At 64.9% G+C, this 17,665-nt stretch carries 17 protein-coding genes; 8 read left to right on the forward strand and 9 right to left on the reverse strand.

Going from position 1 to position 17,665, the window contains the following annotated elements; all coding sequences use genetic code 11:
* The first annotated feature begins 174 nt into the window (after positions 1–174).
* Genes clpS through OCW50_RS06140 form a run of 3 tightly spaced genes read left to right on the forward strand, consistent with a single transcriptional unit; the run spans position 175 to position 3,310 of the window.
* Positions 175–567 carry an ATP-dependent Clp protease adapter ClpS gene (gene clpS / locus OCW50_RS06130; protein WP_262297022.1) on the forward strand — a complete coding sequence of 131 codons (393 nt, stop codon included), beginning with the start codon at positions 175–177 and terminating at the stop codon, positions 565–567.
* A 29-nt stretch (positions 568–596) separates the two neighbouring features.
* Positions 597–3,062: an ATP-dependent Clp protease ATP-binding subunit ClpA gene (gene clpA, locus OCW50_RS06135; RefSeq protein ID WP_262267885.1), complete on the forward strand. Its 2,466-nt coding sequence runs from the start codon at positions 597–599 to the stop codon at positions 3,060–3,062.
* Positions 3,059–3,310, forward strand: a complete 252-nt coding sequence (locus tag OCW50_RS06140; RefSeq protein WP_262267884.1) for a hypothetical protein — start codon at positions 3,059–3,061, stop codon at positions 3,308–3,310. The genes clpA and OCW50_RS06140 overlap by 4 nt, the downstream gene beginning before the upstream one ends.
* Before the next feature lie 72 nt (positions 3,311–3,382).
* On the opposite strand, the gene OCW50_RS06145 is transcribed toward OCW50_RS06140, so the two are convergent.
* Complete coding sequence (locus OCW50_RS06145; RefSeq protein ID WP_262296820.1) at positions 3,383–5,344, reverse strand: HWE histidine kinase domain-containing protein; 1,962 nt, start codon at positions 5,342–5,344, stop codon at positions 3,383–3,385.
* Positions 5,345–5,910: 566 nt separating this feature from the next.
* Between OCW50_RS06145 and OCW50_RS06150 the strand changes: the two genes are divergently transcribed.
* Positions 5,911–6,498: an NADPH-dependent FMN reductase gene (locus OCW50_RS06150; protein ID WP_262267882.1), complete on the forward strand. Its 588-nt coding sequence runs from the start codon at positions 5,911–5,913 to the stop codon at positions 6,496–6,498.
* A gap of 88 nt (positions 6,499–6,586) precedes the next feature.
* On the opposite strand, the gene OCW50_RS06155 is transcribed toward OCW50_RS06150, so the two are convergent.
* The 3 genes from OCW50_RS06155 to OCW50_RS06165 all read right to left on the reverse strand — a co-directional run bounded on the left by OCW50_RS06155 (position 6,587) and on the right by OCW50_RS06165 (position 9,058).
* On the reverse strand, positions 6,587–7,762 hold the full coding sequence (locus OCW50_RS06155) for a GNAT family N-acetyltransferase (RefSeq protein WP_262296821.1): 1,176 nt from the start codon (positions 7,760–7,762) through the stop codon (positions 6,587–6,589).
* Between the two features lie 76 nt (positions 7,763–7,838).
* Positions 7,839–8,591, reverse strand: coding sequence for a glycerophosphodiester phosphodiesterase family protein (locus OCW50_RS06160; protein WP_262296822.1), 753 nt, complete (start codon positions 8,589–8,591; stop codon positions 7,839–7,841).
* Positions 8,588–9,058, reverse strand: coding sequence for a RidA family protein (locus OCW50_RS06165; RefSeq protein WP_262296823.1), 471 nt, complete (start codon positions 9,056–9,058; stop codon positions 8,588–8,590). The genes OCW50_RS06160 and OCW50_RS06165 overlap by 4 nt, the downstream gene beginning before the upstream one ends.
* Before the next feature lie 125 nt (positions 9,059–9,183).
* Between OCW50_RS06165 and OCW50_RS06170 the strand changes: the two genes are divergently transcribed.
* Positions 9,184–10,023, forward strand: coding sequence for a cell envelope integrity EipB family protein (locus tag OCW50_RS06170; protein ID WP_262267878.1), 840 nt, complete (start codon positions 9,184–9,186; stop codon positions 10,021–10,023).
* A 685-nt stretch (positions 10,024–10,708) separates the two neighbouring features.
* On the opposite strand, the gene OCW50_RS06175 is transcribed toward OCW50_RS06170, so the two are convergent.
* Together OCW50_RS06175 and OCW50_RS06180 are read right to left on the reverse strand one after the other, a co-directional pair.
* Entirely contained in the window at positions 10,709–11,977 is a 1,269-nt protein-coding gene (locus OCW50_RS06175) for a DNA polymerase IV (RefSeq protein ID WP_262267877.1), read from the reverse strand.
* Positions 11,978–11,990: 13 nt separating this feature from the next.
* Positions 11,991–12,281 (reverse strand): DUF3572 domain-containing protein, encoded by a 291-nt coding sequence (locus OCW50_RS06180; protein WP_262267876.1) that lies wholly within the window; start codon positions 12,279–12,281, stop codon positions 11,991–11,993.
* A 100-nt stretch (positions 12,282–12,381) separates the two neighbouring features.
* On the opposite strand from OCW50_RS06180, the gene OCW50_RS06185 reads away from it, so the two are divergent.
* Both OCW50_RS06185 and OCW50_RS06190 read left to right on the forward strand, forming a co-directional pair.
* Positions 12,382–12,765 (forward strand): response regulator, encoded by a 384-nt coding sequence (locus tag OCW50_RS06185; protein ID WP_262267875.1) that lies wholly within the window; start codon positions 12,382–12,384, stop codon positions 12,763–12,765.
* 609 nt (positions 12,766–13,374) lie between these two features.
* Positions 13,375–15,216: an adenine deaminase gene (locus OCW50_RS06190; RefSeq protein ID WP_262296824.1), complete on the forward strand. Its 1,842-nt coding sequence runs from the start codon at positions 13,375–13,377 to the stop codon at positions 15,214–15,216.
* Between the two features lie 193 nt (positions 15,217–15,409).
* Here OCW50_RS06190 and OCW50_RS06195 read toward each other — a convergent pair whose 3' ends face one another.
* The 3 genes from OCW50_RS06195 to OCW50_RS06205 form a co-directional block, all read right to left on the reverse strand.
* Complete coding sequence (locus tag OCW50_RS06195; RefSeq protein ID WP_262296825.1) at positions 15,410–16,531, reverse strand: FUSC family protein; 1,122 nt, start codon at positions 16,529–16,531, stop codon at positions 15,410–15,412.
* A 67-nt stretch (positions 16,532–16,598) separates the two neighbouring features.
* The gene (locus OCW50_RS06200; protein WP_262296826.1) at positions 16,599–16,781 is read right to left on the reverse strand and encodes a hypothetical protein; all 183 of its coding nucleotides are present in this window, start codon (positions 16,779–16,781) and stop codon (positions 16,599–16,601) included.
* Between the two features lie 68 nt (positions 16,782–16,849).
* Positions 16,850–17,224 carry an SPW repeat domain-containing protein gene (locus OCW50_RS06205; protein ID WP_262296827.1) on the reverse strand — a complete coding sequence of 125 codons (375 nt, stop codon included), beginning with the start codon at positions 17,222–17,224 and terminating at the stop codon, positions 16,850–16,852.
* Positions 17,225–17,363: 139 nt separating this feature from the next.
* Between OCW50_RS06205 and OCW50_RS06210 the strand changes: the two genes are divergently transcribed.
* The gene (locus tag OCW50_RS06210) at positions 17,364–17,627 is read left to right on the forward strand and encodes a hypothetical protein (protein ID WP_262296828.1); all 264 of its coding nucleotides are present in this window, start codon (positions 17,364–17,366) and stop codon (positions 17,625–17,627) included.
* The last annotated feature ends 38 nt before the right edge of the window (positions 17,628–17,665 follow it).

Here is a 17,665-nt window from a genome sequence, read left to right on the forward strand (position 1 = left end):
GGTGGCGCGGGCATGGCCAAGATGTCGCTCTTTTCATCACGGCTGCGACCACCCATCTGGTTGATCTGGCAAACCGAATGGAGCGACTATACATTTGGCTTGATGCCGATCGCCCGGAACAGGACGGGCGGGAGGCCGAGGGCCGAAAACAGAAGAAGGGGCGGTCGTTCGAATATGCTGCGGTTAGCACAAGGTAGTTTGACCCTGTCGGAGACGCATCCGGTATCCGCTGCCGGCGGGGCACAGCCGCCTGGCGGCGACGACGGCGGTCGCTCGAACACGGCCATCATCACGAAAACCAAACCGCGCACGAAACGGCCGAACCTTTACCGCGTTCTTCTCTTGAACGACGATTACACCCCGATGGAGTTCGTGGTGCACGTGCTGGAACGGTTCTTCAACAAGAACCGCGAGGATGCGACCCGGATCATGTTGCACGTACACCAGAACGGCGTCGGGGAGTGTGGAGTTTTTACGTACGAAATTGCCGAGACGAAGGTGACCCAGGTGATGGATTTCGCCCGGAAACATCAGCACCCTCTGCAATGTGTCATGGAAAAGAATTAGCCGAGCCCCGTCTCATAAAGGACAAGCCGTTGCCGAGCTTTTCTCGCAGTCTTGAACAAGCCCTTCACCGCGCTCTCGCTCTCGCAGGAGAGCGCCGCCATGAATACGCAACCCTCGAACACCTCCTCCTGGCCCTGATCGACGACCAGGATGCTGCGGCCGTCATGCGAGCCTGCAATGTCGATCTCGATGTTCTCCGGCGTAACCTGGTCGATTATGTCGACAGCGAACTGGCCAATCTGGTGGCCGACGGGCGTCAGGATTCGAAGCCTACCGCCGGGTTCCAGCGCGTGATCCAGCGGGCCGTGATCCATGTCCAGTCCTCCGGCCGCGACGAGGTGACCGGCGCCAACGTGCTCGTGGCGATTTTCGCCGAGCGCGAGAGCCACGCCGCCTATTTCCTGCAGGAGCAGGACATGACCCGCTACGACGCGGTCAACTACATCAGCCATGGCATCGCCAAGCGTCCCGGCCTCACGGAGAGCCGGTCTCCGCGCGGCTCCGAGGAGGAATCCTCGAGCGAGCGGCCGACGCAGGAGGAGGGTGACGCGCGCCAGAAGAAAAAGGGCGATGCTCTCGATGCTTACTGCGTCAATCTCAACAAGAAGGCGAAGGAGGGTCGGATCGACCCGCTGATCGGCCGCGAATCCGAGGTCCAGCGGACCATCCAGGTCCTGTGCCGCCGCCAGAAGAACAATCCGCTCCTGGTCGGCGACCCGGGCGTGGGCAAGACCGCCATCGCGGAGGGCCTTGCCCGCAAGATCGTCCAGGGGGAGGTCCCGGAGGTGCTCAAGGGAGCCACCGTGTTCGCCCTCGACATGGGGACCCTTCTGGCCGGAACCCGCTACCGGGGCGACTTCGAAGAGCGCCTGAAGCAGGTCATGAAGGAGATCGAGGCCCATCCGAACGCCATCATGTTCATCGATGAGATCCATACGGTGATCGGCGCTGGCGCCACCTCCGGCGGCGCCATGGATGCGTCGAACCTCCTGAAGCCCGCCCTGGCTCAGGGCAGCCTCCGCTGCATCGGCTCGACCACCTACAAGGAATACCGCCAGTATTTCGAGAAGGACCGGGCCCTCGTCCGCCGCTTCCAGAAGATCGACGTCAACGAGCCGTCCGTGCCCGATGCGATCGAGATCGTGAAAGGCCTGAAGCCCTATTTCGAGGACTTCCACAAGCTCAAATACACCAACGACGCCGTGAAGGCGGCGGTCGAGCTGTCGGCCCGCTACATCAACGACCGCAAGCTGCCGGACAAGGCGATCGACGTGATCGACGAGACCGGCGCGTCCCAGATGCTCCTGCCCGAAGGCCGCCGCAAGAAGACCATCGGCATCAAGGAGATCGAGGCCACCATCGCCACCATGGCCCGGATCCCGCCCAAGACCGTGTCGAAGGACGACGCCGAGGTGCTCGCGCACCTGCAGGATACCCTGAAGCGGGTCGTCTACGGCCAGGACAAGGCCATCGAGGCCCTGTCCTCGGCGATCAAGCTGGCCCGGGCCGGCCTGCGCGACGCGGAGAAGCCTATCGGCTCCTACCTGTTCGCCGGCCCGACCGGTGTCGGCAAGACCGAAGTGGCCAAGCAGCTGGCGGCCTCGCTGGGGGTGGAGCTCCTGCGCTTCGACATGTCGGAGTACATGGAGCGCCACACGGTCAGCCGCCTCATCGGTGCGCCTCCCGGCTATGTGGGCTTCGACCAGGGCGGTCTGCTGACCGATGGCGTCGACCAGCACCCGCATTGCGTGCTCCTGCTCGACGAGATCGAGAAGGCGCACCCGGATCTGTTCAACATCCTGCTCCAGGTCATGGATCACGGGAAGCTGACGGATCACAATGGCAAGCAGGTCGACTTCCGCAACGTGATCATCATCATGACCACGAATGCGGGCGCCGCCGACATGGCCCGTCCGGCCTATGGCTTCACTCGCTCCAAGCGTGAAGGTGACGATACGGAAGCGATCAACAAGCTGTTCACGCCTGAGTTCCGCAACCGTCTCGATGCCGTCATTTCCTTCGCCCACCTGCCTAAGGAAGTGGTCCAGAAGGTGGTCGAGAAGTTCGTCATGCAGCTCGACGCGCAGCTGGCCGACCGCAACGTGTCGATCGAACTCACGGACGATGCCCGGGACTGGCTGGTCGAGCATGGCTACGACGAGGCCATGGGGGCTCGCCCGATGGGCCGCCTGATCCAGTCGACGATCAAGACGCCGCTGGCGGACGAGGTTCTGTTCGGACGCCTCAAGAACGGCGGAGCCGTCCGCGTGGTGGTCAAGACGGACGAGATCGGCCTCCAGAGCCTCGGCTTCGAGTATGTCGAGGGTCCGGTCAAGCCGAAGCCCGAGAAGGACGTCACCAACGCGGCCAAGAAGAAGCCCAAGGCCAAGTCGGCTGCATCGAAGACGAAAAAGGCCGTGAAACCGAAGGGATCCGATGGTAATGGAGGCGGAGGTGTCCGCACCGTTCCGAAAGTTCCGTTGGTTCGAGCATGACGAGTGAGATTCACGAGGGACCCCTCGAGGCGTCCCGGACCTATGACGCTCCGGCGAAGCTGTCCTGGCGCGAGAAGCGCTACCAGCGTCGGCGCCGGCGCGTCTGGTTCGAGGAAGTTCTGGGTTGGATCCTCGTGCCGGTGATCCTGCTCGGCTGCTATTGGCTGCTGAACCTCGGCCTGAACGCGGTCGGCACATCGCCGGCTGCGATCATGGAAGGGATCGAGGCGATCATCTCCAGCCTGTGAGATCCATCGCCTGAGACTTCTTACGTAGAAAGCCGTACCGGCCCACAGCCGGTGCGGCTTTTCCGTTGGCGCTCACGCAAAGGCGGCTTCGACCGTGCAGATGATCCCGGCCGGAGCGAACGTGATCTGGGCCTCGCCGTCGAGATCCTGCGCCAGGCTCCGCTCGATCAGGCGGGTGCCGAAGCCGCGCCGCCGCGGAGCTTTCACCGGCGGGCCGCCGGTTTCGGTCCAGCTGAAGCGCAGGCGCTTCTCACCATTCTGCTCGACCAGCCATACCACGCGCACCTCGCCCGAGGCGTTGGAGAGAGCGCCGTATTTCACCGCGTTGGTCGCCAGTTCCTGCAGGGCCATCGCGATGGCGAGCGCCATCCGGGGCGAGAGGCGGACATCCGGGCCCTCCACGTGCAGCCGGTTCTCGCGCTCGTGGCGGTAGGGAGCCAGCGCTTCCCGCACGATCTCGACCAGTCCGGCTCCCTCCCAGTTCTCACGCGTGAGCACGTCGTGGGCGCGGGAGAGCGCCAGCAGGCGCGCTTCCATGGCCGAGCGGGCCGCTTCCGCGGTTTCCGCATTGCGCAGGCTCTGGGAGGCGATGGATTGCACGGTCGCCAGGGTGTTCTTCACCCTGTGATTCAGCTCGTTGATGAGAAGCTCCCGATGCTCCTCGGCCTTCTTCCGCTCCGTAATGTCAACGCAGACGCCCGGGAACCGAATGGGCTGACCGGCCGCCCTGTAGCAACGTCCCTGGGCGAAGACCCAATGCACCTGCCGGTTCTTGTCGATGGTGCGGTACTCGGCGGCCAGGGTCCGACCCGTCTCGACCGCGTCCCGGATCAGGTCTCCGATCCGCCCGATGTCGCTCGGATGAATGCCCTTGAGGAAGCTGGCGAGCGGGGCGCCCCTGGCGGCGGCTTCCGGGTCGACGCCGTAGAGCGTGGCGAAGCGCTCGTCCGCATAGACGAGATCGGACTGGATGTCCCAGTCCCAGGTTCCCACGACACTCGACGCCTCGAGGGCGAGTTGAAGGCGCTCTTCGCTCTTGCGCAGGGCGGCTTCGGACCGGATGCGCTCGATGGCGTCCCAGGTTCGCTCGGCGACGTCCTCGATGAGCTTGACTTCGCTCTCGCTCCAGAGGCGCGGCTCCCGGTTGTGAACGTAGAGGGCCGCGACCATGCGCCCGCGTTTGATCAGGCTGACGGTGACCACGGAGGCGAACTCGAGATAGGCGAAGGCGGCCAGGTGTTCGGGCGAATTGGTCCGCGGGTCGGCGGCGGCGTCATGGACGATCAGGGTTTCACCGCGCTTGAGGGCGCCATGAATCTCCGGGCCGAATGACGCCAGGTCGTGCGTCCCGGTCCGGTGCTCGACCGTTCCGTCCGTCCAGTTCCGCTCCGTGGTGAAGTAGCGGGCGGTCTCCTCCACCTCTCCATAGCCGACGCGGCTGGTTTGCAGGTGCTCGCCAAGCATCGCCTGGGCGGCCGTGATGACCTCGAGCAGCTCGTTCAGCCCGCGCAGGCGGTCGCTCAGGTGGACCAGAAATCCCAAGCGCCGTTCGCCCTGGACCTTCGCGGTCGTGTCGTGGACGATACACAGGATGCCGCCGACGCCGCCGGTCTCATCGTGGATCGGGCTGTAGGAGAACGTCCACCACGTCTGCTCGGGATATCCATTACGCTCGATGGTGATCGGCAGATCTTCGAAATAGCTCGCCTGGCCCAGGAGGGCTCGTTGGGCAATCGGGCCGACCGTGCCCCATGCCTCGGCCCAGACATCCCGAAAGGAGCGCCCGAGGGCCTCGGGCTTCGATCCCAGCATCGGAGCATAGGCATCGTTGTAGAAGCTCGTCAGATCGCGTCCCCACGCCATGTAGGTCGGAAACTTGGAGTGCAGGATCATGCTGACGGCCGTGCGCAGGGAATGCGGCCATGTTTCGATCGATCCGACCGGTGTGGCCGACCACGCGTGGCCGCGGATGCGCTCGCCCATGACCCCGTCGCTGGAGAGGAAGACATGGGGAGGTTTCACATGTTCCTGCATCAAGGATGCTCACGGGTGACGCAGGCGGAACAAGGGCTCATGAAAATCTGGAATGTCAGCGGGACGTCGTGTGGTCCATAGTGCACATATGAACCGATGTCCTGCTTTTTCTAGACGGGCGGTCGAGACCGGGTGACGCAACTTCGGGCGGGATCGGCAGCCTTTCCTCGGTTCGACGCGCCGGGTCCCGAACCCTGACGCATCGTGTGGGCCCTCTGGGTCCGCCCCGAACGATGCGCCGCTTCAGGATGGGGCATCGGACAATCGGGATGGCCGGCAAGAGGCGAATGATGACCGGCCGGCCATGACCTGTGGAGGGTGCATCATCCGCTCACACCACCCTCCACGTCTTCACCGGGACAAGCCCGGTGAACGCGATCGGAAGACCGCCGAGCGCATCGGGCGGACGAAAGCGGGCCGCACTCAACGGTGCGCCGGCCAAGAGTGGAGCATCGGACGGGAGAAGTGGGTCCACTTTTCCCGTCCGATGCTCTAGCGTCCCAAGGAGGGGCTCCACGGGAGCGGCCCGCTCCGGGGCGCGAAGTCAGACAGCGGAAGAGGTCGACGTGACGAAACTGATCGGCATTTCGGGAAGCCTGCGCCAAGCTTCGTACAATTCCGCTCTGCTGCGGAACGCCGCCGGCCTGATGCCCGAGGGCGCGGAACTGGTCGTCGAGACCATCCGCGGGATCCCGCTCTACGACGGGGATGTGGAAATCCAGGACGGCATTCCGGCCAGGGTGACCGAGCTGAAGGACGCCATCGCGGCTGCGGACGGCCTTCTCCTCGTCACGCCCGAATACAACAACTCGATCCCCGGGGTGTTCAAGAACGCCATCGACTGGCTCTCCAGGCCGGACTCGGACATCAAGCGCGTCTTCGGCGGCAGGCCGGTGGCGGTCATCGGCGCGTCGCCGGGCGGGTTCGGCACGATTCTGTCCCAGGATGCGTGGCTCCCGGTCCTGCGGACGCTCAGAGCGGATTTCTGGGCCGGGGGACGGCTGATGGTGTCGCGGGCTCAGACGGTCTTCAACCAGGACGGCAGCTTCGCCGACCAGAAGGTCGAGGACCAGCTCCGCAAGTTCCTCGAGGGGTTCACCGCGTACGCGACGGCGGCAGGGCGAAACGCTAAGGTGTCTCGAGCCGGCGGCTAGAGCTGCTTCCACTCACGTGGAATCACCTCTCTTCTTGGCTATGCCGCATTTTTGACGGCGAACCGGATCCACTTCGCCGAAAAATGCTCTAATCCTCTTCGCGGTGCCGGAACGGCGTGGCCGCCGCCAGTTCGCCGGCAGCTTCGGAGACGTAGAGACGCTCCTGATCGAGATAGGCCTGAACGGCCCGGCGCAGGGAGGGGTCCGCGATGTCGTGCGCGGAGGATGTGATGACGGGCTTGTAGCCCCGGGCGAGCTTGTGCTCGCCCTGGGCTCCGGCCTCGACGCGATCCAGCCCGCGCGCAATGGCGAAATCGATGGCCTGATAGTAGCAGACCTCGAAATGCAGGAAGGGATGGTCCTCGATGCACCCCCAGTTGCGTCCGTAGAGCCGCCTGTCGCCGACGAAGTTGATCGCCCCGGCGATGTGCCGCCCGTTGCGCTTGGCCATGACGAGGAGAATGCGGTCGGCCATCCGTTCGCCGACCAGGGAGAAGAAGCGGCGGTTGAGATAGGGGCGGCCCCACTTGCGGGAGCCGGTGTCCATGTAGAAGGCGAAGAAGGCGTCCCAGTGCGCCTCCGTGATATCCTTGCCGCTCACCCACTCGACGGAGATGCCGTTCGCGAGGGCGTCGCGCCTCTCGCGCCGGATCGCCTTCCGCTTGCGGGAGGCCAACGCACCGAGAAAATCGTCGAAGCTGCCATAGCCTTCATTGAACCAATGGAACTGCTGATCGTCCCGTCGAAGAAATTCTTCGGACGTGAGAGCCTCGAGATCGGTCTCCTGCAGGAAGGTCGCGTGGATGGAGGAGGCGCCTGTCTGGTCGCGCACGGCCCTCAGGCCGGCGATCAGGGCGGAACGGATCTCCGACGAGCGCGGTCCGTTCCCGGCGAGCAGGCGGGGGCCGGTGACCGGCGTGAACGGAACGGCCACCTGGAGCTTCGGGTAATAGCGGCCCCCGGCCCGGGCATAGGCATCGGCCCAGGCATGATCGAAGACGTACTCGCCCATGGAATGGGATTTGAGGTAACACGGGGCGGCGCCCAGCAGCCTATCGGACTCGTCCTCGATGAGGACATGAACCGGCGCCCACCCGGACCGTCCGCCGACGCAGCCGGAATCCTCCAGGGCGGACAGGAAGGCGTGAGACAGGAAGGGGTTGAACGGGTCGTCGTCGCCGGAGCCCGTGTCGAGCGCGCAGGCGTCCCAGTCGGCAGCCGGGACAAGCTTCAGGCCTGGTGCGATTTTGGCTTGGAAGGTCACTGGGTCGAAGGATCCCGCCGTCAGGCATTAAGAGCTAGTGTCTCGGCGGGATCCTGGCAACCGTTGCGGCAATGCGTCAGGGCAGGAAGCCCTCGAAGACCATCTGGTCGGCGTGCTTCTCGGCCCGGGCACGGTCCTCCGGCGTCCGCACCGTCCAGGTCATCACGGGCAGGTTGCCCAGGATCCGGCTGAGATGGGTCGAAGCACACGGAATGTCCTTCACCCGCCAGGACAGGAAGTGCGGCTGCGTGTCCGAGAAGTGCAGAAGATTGGCCATCCGGTGCTTCATCTCGGGGGTCAGGAAGCTGTCGGCCTTCGAGGCGTATTCCAGCTCTCCGATGAATCCGCGCGTGATGTTCGGAGCATTCGCCCGCAGATAGGCCACGATATCCGGATCGAACGACTTCACCACGAAGGGGCCGCCGTAATCCGCCAGGATCTCGATGACCCGTTTGGTCAGGCGCATGTCGCCGTTGAACTTGCTCTTGACCTCGATCACCAGCGGCGTGCGGCCGGCGATCGTGGCGAGATAGTCGGTGAACGCCGGGATCCTGTCCCCGCGCCTGGCGCCGGCGATGGCGATGGCGCTCAGGTCGGAGAGCTTGCGCTCCGCGACCAGCCCCGTCTGACCGGTCAGGCGGTCGAGCTCGAAATCGTGGAACACGATGGCTTCGTTGTCGGCGGTCAGCTGAACGTCGAGCTCGATGGGGAAACCACGCTCAATCGCGGCTTCCGCCGCCGAGACCGTGTTCTCGATGACGCCTTCCGCCTTGTTGTGGAGGCCGCGATGGGCGATGGGCTTCGCGACGAGCCAGCTCGGGGTGCTCATTGGACTTCAAACATCCCTTCGACTTCGACACAGGCGTCGAGCGGCAGCTCGGCAACCCCGATGGTGGAACGGGCATGGCGACCGGCATCGCCCAGAACCTCGACCATCAGGTCGGAGGCGCCGTTCATCACGGGAGCAAGGGCCGCAAAGGTCGGCACGGCATTGATGAAGCCGCCGAGGCGGACGCAGCGCGTGACCTTGTCGAGGTCGCCCACGGCGGCCTTGAGCTGCGCGAGCAGGTTGATTGCGCAGAGCCGCGCCGCCTCCTGGCCGATTTCGGGAGAGATCTCGGCGCCGAGCTTGCCCTTGTGCGCATCGGCCAGCTTGCCGTCCAGCCCGAGGCAGAGCTGCCCGGAGATGACAATCAGGTTTCCGGTCCTGACGAATGGGACGTAATTCGCGACGGGCGCGGCGGGAGTCGGGAGCGTGATCCCCAGATCCTGAAGCTTCTTGTCGACTGCACTCATGGGAGCCTCGATTTGTGACATCATCCGGACGGAGTAGTGGCGGATGAGCCGTAAGGACGCAAGCGGGAACATTGCCCTGTCCGCAGGAGGACCCTATCCTGCCTGGCATCGGATCGGGAGAAGACATGCGTTTCGTCGTTGCGGCCTGTGGCCTGTCCATCGCTTTGATTGCCTCGGCGTCTGCCCAGACGGCCAGGCCTTCGGTCCAATTGGTTCCTCACAGGGCGGTTTACGACCTCTCCCTGTTGCGGGCCGGCGGGTCCAATGGCGTCGATCATGCGACGGGGAGGATCGCCATGGAGTTCGGGGGCGATGCCTGCGAGGGCTACACCCTCAAGTACCGCCAGGTGACGATCCTCAACAGCAGTGACTCCGGCTCCAACACGCTCGACATCCAAACCGCCACGTACGAGACGGGCGACGGCCGATCCATGCACTTCAAGTCCAGCTCGTTCCGGCAGGGCATGATCAAGGACGGCGAGGTGGACGGCGACGCCAAGCTCACGCCGCAGGGCAGCCTCAACGTCGACCTGAAGCAGCCGAAGAGAAAGGCGTTCGAAGCTCCGGGCGAGACCGTGTTCCCGACCGAGCACCTGAAGCGCTTGATCGAGGCGGGACGTCGGGGGGACACCACCCTGTCCGTGAAGGTGTATGACGGCTCCAACAAGGGCGATAAGGTGTACGAGACCCTCGGGCTGATCGGCCGGAAGATCGAGGCAGGCGCCGCTTCTGCCTCGCTCGAGGACGTGGCACGGGGCGAAAAGCTCGCCTCCGTCGCGCGCTGGCCCATCACCATCAGCTACTTCGAGGAAGGCAAGGCCGACCGGACGCCGGTCTACACGATCTCGTTCCAGCTCTACGAGAACGGCGTGAGCCGGGACCTGAAACTCGATTATGGGGACTTTGCTCTCAAAGGTGAGCTGAAGAGCCTGGACATGCAGGCGCCGAGCTCGTGCAACCACTAGCGCACCGTGCGGACGAAAGCGGGCCAGGCGCGTGAAAAGTGGACCCGGTACTCGCTGGCGCGGCCCTTCGGGTCACTGGCGTGGCCCTTTGGGTCCGCCCGGAACGATGCGCCGCTTCAGGATGTGAGCATCGGATCATCGGAATGGCCGGCAAGATGCGGGTGATGACCGGCCGGCCATGACCTGGGAGGGTGTTGTCACCGGGCCACACACACCACGTCATCACCGGCCTTGTGCCGGTGATCCCGATACAGGACAGCGCCGCGCCCTACCGCATCGGGATGGCCGGCACAAGGCCGGCCATGACGTGGGAAAGGTCACGCCACAGCAAGGATCATCCTCCACGTCATCACCGGGCTTGTCCCGGTGATCCCGCTTCTGTAGGGCGCCGCGCTTCACCGGATCGGGATGGCCGGCCATGACGTTGGGTGGGTGTCATCTTCAACGAATGAGCCTCGGACGTGAAAAGTGGATGCGCTTTTCACGTCCGAGGCTCAATTCCTTAAGCGGCGCATCGGAAGACGCGGCTCGCTGGGTCCGTCCGAGGCGCTAGAGCATCGGACGGAAAAGTGGATCCGGTTTTCGCTGGCGCGGCCCGCTGGGTCCGTTCCGACCGATGCTCTCATTCAAGAAGAAAGCATCGGATGGATCCCAAAAGGGCAAGTCCACTTTTGGGTCCGATGCTTTAGCGTTTGCGCAGCACGATGCCCTTCTGTACGGCATTGGCCCCGAATTTGTCGCGGAGTTTGTCGATGGCGGCTTCCATATGGGCCTGGCGGACGACGCTCTGATCCGCGAGGTCGCCCTTGTCCGCGTCCGCCGGGTCGCAGAGATCGGCCGCCCCGATCCCGATGAGGCGGAAGGCGGTTCCGTCGCAGGCGGCTTTCAGGAGCTGCCGAGCCGGATCGAACAGCCGCGCAGCCAGCTGCGTCGGCGCCAGGCCCGACCGGGTCCGGGTCAGAAGCCGGAAATCCTTGTCCTTCAGCTTCAAGGTTACGCTCTGGCCGGCAAGGCCGGCCACCTTCAGGCGGCGCGAGACCTTCTCCGAGAGCCGCCACAGGATCGGTTCGAGATCCTCGAAGGATCGCAGATCGGTCTCGAAGGTCGTTTCCGCCGAGACGCTTTTGGTCTCCCGCTCCGGGGTGACGGGCCGGCTGTCCTCGCCCCAGGCGAGACGCGAGAGGCGCTGCGAATCCCGGCCGAGGGCCTCGAACAGGGTTTTCAGCGGCACGTCCCGCAGGTGGGAGATCCGGGAGACTCCGACCTTTGCAAGCCTGCCCTGGGCCGAGGCGCCGATCCCGGGAATGATCCCGACCGGTTTGTCCGCGAGGAACCCTGCGGCCTCCTCGCGTCCGATGATGGAGAATCCCCGCGGCTTCTCCAGGTCCGAGGCGATCTTGGCGAGAAACTTGTTGTAGGAAAGGCCGACCGAGATGCTGATCCCGATCTCCCGCTCGACCTTGCGGGCAAAGCGGGCGAGGGTCAGGGCAGGGCTGCCGTGGTGCAGCCTTTCCGTCCCGGTCAGGTCGAGGAAGGCCTCGTCGATGGAGACAGGCTCGACCAGGGGGGTCAGCTCCCGCATGAGCTGGCGCACCTCCCGGCCCGCCTTGCTGTATTTTTCTCCGTTCGGCTTGATCACGGTCGCGTCGGGGCAGAGCTTGAGCGCCTGGAACATCGGCATGGCCGAGCGGACCCCGTAGGTCCTGGCCACATAGCAGGCGGTGGACACGACCCCTCTCTTGCCGCCGCCGATGATGACCGGTTTGTCCGCGAGGCTCGGGTCATCCCGCTTCTCGACAGCGGCGAAGAAGGCATCGCAATCCACATGGGCGATCGAGAGGGCGTCGCGCTCCTTGTGCCGCAGGAGGCGGGGAGACCCGCAAGCCTGGCACCGTCCGGCCGAGGGATCGGCGGAAAGCGTCAGGCAGTCGCGGCAGAAGGGGGCTTCGCTCATCGGCGGACGGGGATTATTCGAACTCGGACGGCGACAGGGTCCAATGAGCCTGCATGATGTGCTCCGGCTTGGTATTCAGGTCCTTGGCCAGGGCGATCAGCAGGGGCTCGTCGGAGACGACGTAATCCAGGATACCAGCGAAGAAACCAGGCGACGAGGCCGCCGACCGGATGGTGTCCGGTTGCAGGCCGGACACGGCCATGAAGCGGCCGAGGCGCTCCTCGTCGGCGGTCAGGAAGGAAAACGCCTCAAGTGCGACATTTTCGGCCTCCTGGCGCGTAACTCTTTTTAAGGGAGTGTTCATGCTGTCAATTTGCATTTCATCAATAGGTTGGGTCCTAACTATATCATCAAATGAACCATTGGGCCGGTGAAGTACATCAGGAGCCCCGGGGAAAGCGGCCATGAAGAAGACTGTGCTCATCGTTGAGGACAACGAACTCAACATGAAGCTCTTCAACGACCTCCTCGAGGCTCACGGCTATGCGACCTTGAAAACCAGCCACGGGATCGAGGCCATGGAGCTGGCCCGGGCCCACAAGCCGGACCTGATCCTCATGGACATCCAGCTGCCCGAGGTGTCGGGCCTGGAGGTGACCCGCTGGCTCAAGGCCGATGAGGAGCTGAAGTCGATCCCGGTCATCGCCATCACGGCTTTCGCCATGAAGGGGGACGAGGAACGCATCCGGGAGGGGGGCTGCGAAGCCTATATGTCGAAGCCGATCTCGGTGTCCAAGTTCATCGCAACCGTGAAGACCTACCTCGAGGCCGACAGCCGGGCGCCATAAGTGGGCCGAAACCATGGCGGGGTCCCATCCGAAGCTTGAAGACGGGGATTCATCTCCTTGAGATGACTTGGCTTTAAGTTTTTTGGGAAAATGCCGCTTTTTGGCCACACGGGCGCTTGCATCGTTCCATGGTTCCTATAGGTTCAGCGCAAGTCTCCGCCTCAGCGCATCGTGCGGACCTCGAGGGCCGCGCCGGCGAACAGTGGTTCCGGTTCCCGATTGCACGGTGCTCTCCGCGGAAGTCATGCCCTACGGATGCTCAGGTCCGCCGCATCTCCTGGGACTTCGGGGGCTCGGCCAGCCTGGGGGCAGATCGTTGCCTCCTCAACGCTGCCCCCGGCTGGCCACCATCTTCATTGAGCTGAATTCAGGCGCCGCAAGGCGCCTTTTTCGTTTTGGCCTGCGCCCGAATCGACCCTTGGGACGACGGATTCCCTTGTCCGTTCGGCGGGAGCCTGCCCTCGCGAGGCGCGAGGCGCGAGGCGCGAGGCGCGAGGCATTGGCGCGTGCGCCGTTCGCGAAAGTTCCGGAAGCCCGTCGGATCCGAGATGCGGTTCCCGCCGTGTCCTGCTACGTTGCGGCAACAACGTTCAACCGGGACCAGGGATCATGGATCATCGCACACCTCCGTTGCCGCCCAGGACGGCCCTAACCCGCTTCTCCGTGGCCCCGCTGGCGACCATGACCCGCCGGCTCGCCGATGTCGCCTCGGGCCGGGCTCCCGCCGACCTCGTGATCACGGGAGCCCGGGTGCTGTCGACCTACAGCGAGCGGATCGCGCCCGAGCGGGAGGTCTGGATCGCGGGAGGGCGCATTGCGGCCGTCAAGCCTGCCGGTGCCTATCGCCAGGTCCGCGGAGCGCCGGGCCGTGTCTACGACGCCAGGGGCGGGATCGTCGCGCCGGGCCTCGTGGATCCGCATATCCATATCGAGAGCAGCATGATCACGGCCTGCGCCTACGCGGAAGCGGCGCTGCTCAACGGCACCACGACGATTTTCTGCGACAGCCATGAGATCGGCAATGTCATGGACGCTGCCGGGATCGAGATGATGCTGGAAGATGCGCGCCATGCGCCGCTCTCCATCTTCCTCACCGTGCCGAGCACCGTGCCGGCCACCTCGCCCGGCCTGGAAACGGCGGGCGGCGACCTGACGCCCGACAAGATCGCGGCCCTGTTCGACCGCTGGCCGGAGGCGGCGGCGCTGGGCGAGAAGATGGATTTCGTCCCCGTCACCATGGGGGACGAAAGAAGCCACGCGATTCTCGCGGCGGCCCTCGAGCGCGGCAAGCCGGTCTCGGGCCACATCTACGGCCGTGACTTCGTGGCGGCCTACGCGGCGAGCGGCGTGACGGACACCCATGAGGCCATCGACCGGGACATCGCCGACGACCTGCTCGATGCCGGCGTGTGGATCTTCCTGCGGGGTGGGCCGCCGACCACGCCGTGGCACTCGCTTCCCGAGGCCATCAAGACCATCACGGAGCTCGGCTCCTCCCACAAGCGCATCTGCGTGTGCACCGACGACCGCGACGCGGACGACCTGATGGCGTTCGGCATGGACTGGGTCACGCGCGAGGCGCGCCGGGCCGGCATGGGTCGCGAGCAGGCCTGGAGCATGGGGTCCCTGCACCCGGCCACACGCTTCGGCATGGAGGGCGAGATCGGCGGTCTCGGCGGCGGACGCCGCGCCGACGTGGTGCTGCTCAACGACGCGCTCGAGGTGCAGAACACCTGGTACGGGGGTGAGCTCGTGGTCGAGGGCAGACGGATCGCGCCCGTGCTCGATGAGGCGCTCTCCAACCGCTATCGCTATCCCGCCGAGGCTTACCGGACGGTCCACGTCGCGAAGCGCCCGAAGCTGATTCCGGAACTGCCCGATGCGGACTGCGCGGCCAACGTGATCCGCGTCGCCCTGCCGGGCATCGTCCTCTTCCACGACAAGATCCGGCTCCAACCGGAACGGGACTGGGACACGCTTCTTGCGAAGAACGATCTTACCTTCGTGTCCGTCATCGAGCGCCACGGCCGCACCGGCGGTGCCGGGATCGCCCATGGCCTGCTCAAGGATTTCGGCCTGAAGAGCGGGGCCGTCGCGAGCAGCGTCGGGCACGATTCCCACAACCTGATCGTTGCGGGAACCAACGAAGGCGACATGCAGGTGGCGCTCGACGCGATCATCGAGGCGCAGGGGGGCGTCTGTGTCGTCGACCAGGGCAAGGTCATCGCCATGGTGCCGCTTCCGATCGCGGGTCTGCTCTCCGACAAGCGCGTGACGGAAGTGGCCGAGGAGACCCGGACCTTGAAGGCCGCCTGGGAGAAGGCGGGCTGCAGGATCCCCTATATGGGCTTCAACCTCATCCCGCTCTCGGTCATTCCGGAGATCCGCATCACCGACAAGGGTCTGGTGCTCGTGCCGGAGATGGAACTCGTGCCGCTCTACGAGCGGTGAACGTTCATCGCGTAGCGCCGGCCCGGAATGGCTGACGAGCCCGGCATCAGCGCATCGTGCAGAAAAGTGGACCCGGTTTTCTGCCCCGAACGATGCGCCGCTTAAGGAAGTGAGCATCGGATCCGATCCCAAAAGTGGGTCCACTTTTCACGTCCGATGCTCTAGCCGAACTTGAACATCTGCGTCGCGCGCTTCACCGCTCCTCGGGCTGGGGCGTGCGGTCCAGGGCCAGATCCCCGGTTCGGAGAAGAAGATCCCCCAGGTCCTGCCTGAACTGTTCGAGCGCAAAGCCAAGGGCGACGACCTGCCCGAAAGCCTTCCCGGGCAATTCCCGCATGAGGGAAGGGGACCGGAGCGCTTCCGCTTCGACCGTGAAGGCGTTCAGAGCATCCTCGAAGGCGACCGCTCCGTGGGGCGTCGTGCGGTTGTGGAGGGCTTGCGCAAGATCCAGAAGGAGCCTGCGGGTGGTTTCGTGCAAGGCTTTGAGCGAGGGGTTGAGTCTCTCCCGAATGAGGGGCGGGAGCGGTCCGGAGGCCGCGCGGCCGATCATGACGAGGTCGTGGCGCACCCGATACAGGGTACGGATCAGAGGCTCCGGGTCGGGTGCTTCCGTGAGACGGCTCTTTCTCTCCCGCGTCGCCTCCTCGGCGGCCGCCTCCGCCTTCTTGAGGGCGGAGCGGATCTGCGGGTGAAGCGTCTGCAGGGAGGAGCGGCCCGTCGGACCATCGGTGAGTTCTTCCATGAAGATGGAGAACAGGTCCGCGTTCAGGGACACGACCCTGGCCGCGGCCTCCGTCATCAGGGTATGGGCCCGCGCCGGCAGGACGAACAGGGAGACCACGACACCGACGATATTGCCGAGGGTGATCTCCAGCACCCGGTCGAAGGCCGATGCAATGGGGCCGATCGCCTGTCCGGTGGGAGGCAGGAGCATGATGAGCGAGGTGATCGGCGCGACCCGGAACGCTGGCTTGACGGCCGCCAGAAGGGCCAGCGGAAACAACGCCACCAGGATGGCCAGACCCAAGGTCACCGGCGAGGCATGAGGAACGAGACCGGCGACCAGGCCGCCATAGACAGCCCCGGCCAGCGTGCCGCTGAACCGCTCGACGGCGGCCTTGAGCGAGCCGCCGACGCTCGCCTGCATCACGACAACGGCCGTGATCACCGCCCAATATCCCTGCGGCAGGTCGAAAAGCTTCGTTACGGCATAGGCGAGGGCGCCCGCGATGGTGACGCGAAACGCCAGCTTCAACTCCGCAGGACGCACTCCGACGAGGCCGCCTATCCGTTCGATCCACCCAGACGATGCCATGCGATTCTCCGCATGCAGAGCATAGAGGGTGCCTCGCAACGCAAGCTACGGCGATTATGATCGGATCTCATTCGGCCGGCAGCACGACCAGGCTCGATCCGCAATCCTCGCAGGTGCCGAGAACCGGGGAGGCGATCATCTGCGTCGTCCGGCACTCGGGACAGCCTTTCAACGCCATGTGAAGCGATCCCTGCATCTGATGCCCGCTTTGGCGGAACGCCTCACTCATTTGGACGGCCTGCTCGAACATGGGCGCCTCCATCGAGGGCCCTGATGCTGCGCCTCCGGGCGGCCTCCGTCAATCATGCTTTGGAGCGGTCAGGCAGGCTCCCGGCGGCCTGTCGGCAGGATCGGCTCCAGATCCGTGGTCAGGCTCGCCGCGACCGAGAAGAGGCCGAAGAGGACGTGCGGCCAGTAAACCCGATCGGCGAAACCGAACAGGAAAGGCGATGCCGCAAGGACCAGCCCGGCCAATCCGTCGAGGATGAGATGCAGGGGCATCGGCAGAAGCTTGAAAAGGCCGAGCTCATACGCGGTGACGGCCGAGTACAGGATGGCTCCCAGGCCGAAGGCGACGGCGGTCCATTTGGCCGCCGCGACATCCGCGAAGCCGAAGAGCCACGGCGTGGACAGAAGCGCCAATCCCCAGAGATAGTCGATGATCCCATGCACTCTGGTGGGAAGAAAACGCATGGATGGATCTCCCGTGCCGCATCGCGCCTCCTCCAACGTTTCCCCGATGAAACGCGTTCCTTGCCGAGCCGGCTGCGGCTTGTGGGAGGGTGGAAGCGCTCTAATTGGCAGCATGCTTCAGGGAACGGCAGACGGGTCGATGAGCAGGATTCGGTGGCAGCAGGACCAGGTCGCGGGCGTTCCGCTCAACCGCCATGTGGGCTTCGTAGGCCCGGTCGAGGTCGGGAATGTGGCCTATGACGGCAGCAATCGGTTCTGGATCTGGTCGACGCCCCTGCAGGAGGATGCCTGGGGCTATGGGCCGACGGAGCACGCCGCCAAGGCGGCTCTGGAGGTCTGGCTCGCCTCCTGGCTCGGCCATTTCGCGCCGTTCTTCCGACCCGACAGCGGCCCTCAGGCCTGATCGGCGGAGGACGCGGAGTCAGGAACGCCGCTGTGCTC

Origin of the sequence: Microvirga sesbaniae, from assembly GCF_025460805.1 — a bacterium.
In the GTDB taxonomy this organism is placed as follows: domain Bacteria; phylum Pseudomonadota; class Alphaproteobacteria; order Rhizobiales; family Beijerinckiaceae; genus Microvirga; species Microvirga sesbaniae.